The following is a 2,201-nucleotide window of genomic DNA, read 5'->3' on the forward strand; positions in this document are numbered from 1 at the left end:
AAGGTTCATTTAGTTAAAATCTACTTCGAGAACGCACTATTTTGTAGAAAAATTTCCAATTTTTCCAAGAACGATTAATTTATTCAAGAAACCAGCTTAAATTATAGAGGTATGAATTATTCAGGTTACTATTTTCTTCTTTAAATTTTGACATATTTAATTTAAGAGTATAAGTCACAGGTATCGGGATTAAATTACCTTCATTATCAAACGTTGCATTAGCAGTAGTTGGATCAACATACTTCTCTAACACATTGCTAGGGTATTCTGGTATAACTTCAGGTTTTTCACCAGGAACATTAACATTACCACTATACTTACCATCTCTATCTTCATCATTAATCTTTGCTTTATTATTGAAAACATATGATACAGAACCTTCTTCGCCATCTAATTGTTCATTCTCTAATAATTGATTAAGATGAGTTTCTAAAGCTTTCGCATCATTAACATTTGCATTATAGTTAATCGTAATACGACTATTAGGTGGTAGCTCATAGCCTTCAATACTAAATGTATTACCATTGATTGTTAAGTAATCAGTTAAATCAACAGTAGTGTTTTCTTTATTCCATCCGTTTGAATCCCATGATTCTAAAGTTGCTGTAAAACTACCTTCATTATAGGTTAATAAATCATCTAACTCATCCTTAATGTTAAGAATTCCACCTGTAGTAGTTTGATAAACTAAGGTATAAGGAATATTTACTGAGGTAATATCATCCTCGACAGTAATAAATTGCTCTCCATCTTCATTTACTTCGCCTTTAATTTTATTTCCTAGATCCCATATATAACTTTGAACATTCTTACTGCTTTTTTCCTCTTTAATATCACTCTCAGAATCACCAGGTTTTCTTATAAAAATAGACGTCTCAGTCGTTACTCCATCTAATTTCCATGAGATGGTGTACTCTTTTGACTCTTCAACTTGCTTTACATTTGATCTAATGCTTATAATCCCTTGGTTATTACCACTTAAACTATCTTTAAATTTTATCTTATATACGTTACCCTCTTTTTCGACTGTATAACTTACATTATCTTGGAGTTCATTCAACTCAACGAAATTAGGATCAATTTCAATAGTGAATTCTTCTCCTCCAGACAATTTAGTTAAATCGTATTGGAAGCGAAGTGCAAATTCACCTGTTCCTTCATTATATTCTGGCTCTAATGCATAGAAAGCATCACTTGTTGCTCCTATTGCCATTACTTTCATACTGTCGCTATCTTCATCATCTTCTTCGGGATAAATGATGTTTGGATTTACGAAGTTATATACTACCGGACCAATTTGGTCAACTGTATTACCATTTTCTAAAACTTGTGCTGTTACGGGAACTGTAATATTTTCTTCTTGAATTTCAGTAATCGTTTTGAATTCAAATGAGAAATCTTTATTGTATCCAGTAGGTAAATCACCGATGTTATAATTAACATAGAGATTATTATCATCGTAGTGTTGTGATAAATTAGTTAATCCTTGATTATAGAAGTAGTCAGAAATATTACTATATTCTTCAATATAATTTACAGGTAACTGAACTCTTACAACTACGTTTTCTGCAGCAGCATTACCAATATTCGCTATATTAAATTTCAACGAACTAGTATAACCAACGGCTTCACTTTCATACGTTTGTTGAATAAAAGAAACAACCACATTTGATGATGCATTTTCTTCAACTGATTCAACTTCAGTTTCATCAAACTCCAAATTCTCCTCTAAATTTGAATTATCATCATCTGATATTTCGTCATATTCACTATTTATCTCTTCTTCTGTGACCACCTCTTCAACAAGATTTTCTTGTTCTGATGGTGGGACTATATTTAAATCACCTGATTCTTCAGTTACTAATTCAACATCTTCATATACTTCTTGGTGACTTTCTATTGCCACTTCTTCACCTTCTGCAAAAACAGACTGTAAACTAAATAATGGTTGAATAAAAATATTAGCTAATAAAACACCAACCATAAATAGATTTCCTTTTTTGATCATTGGTCTTCTCCTCACTATAATTATTATATATATAAAAACTAGTATAATTTGTTTGATATTTTCGTCAGGGAGTGTCAATAATTATGTGTAAATGAAGTACTCCTTCTATAAAATCGATTTATTAATTTGTTAATCTTTCAAACATTTTTTCTAGCTCTGCTTCAGCTTGTTGGAAGCCGCGGTGAATCCGTGT

The 2,201-nt window shown here is 31.0% G+C and carries 1 protein-coding gene; it reads right to left on the reverse strand.

Going from position 1 to position 2,201, the window contains the following annotated elements; all coding sequences use genetic code 11:
- Positions 1-79: 79 nt before the first annotated feature.
- Complete coding sequence (locus tag ACEN33_RS12135; RefSeq protein WP_407095189.1) at positions 80-2,008, reverse strand: hypothetical protein; 1,929 nt, start codon at positions 2,006-2,008, stop codon at positions 80-82.
- Between the last annotated feature and the right edge of the window lie 193 nt (positions 2,009-2,201).

The sequence above is a fragment of the Ruoffia sp. FAM 24228 genome (assembly GCF_045528575.1).
Lineage (GTDB): Bacteria > Bacillota > Bacilli > Lactobacillales > Aerococcaceae > Ruoffia > Ruoffia halotolerans.

Coding starts and splice junctions, on each gene's coding strand:
- ACEN33_RS12135 (WP_407095189.1), bottom strand. CDS start 2,008: ATGATCAAAAAAGGAAATCTATTTATGGTTGGTGTTTTATTAGCTAAT.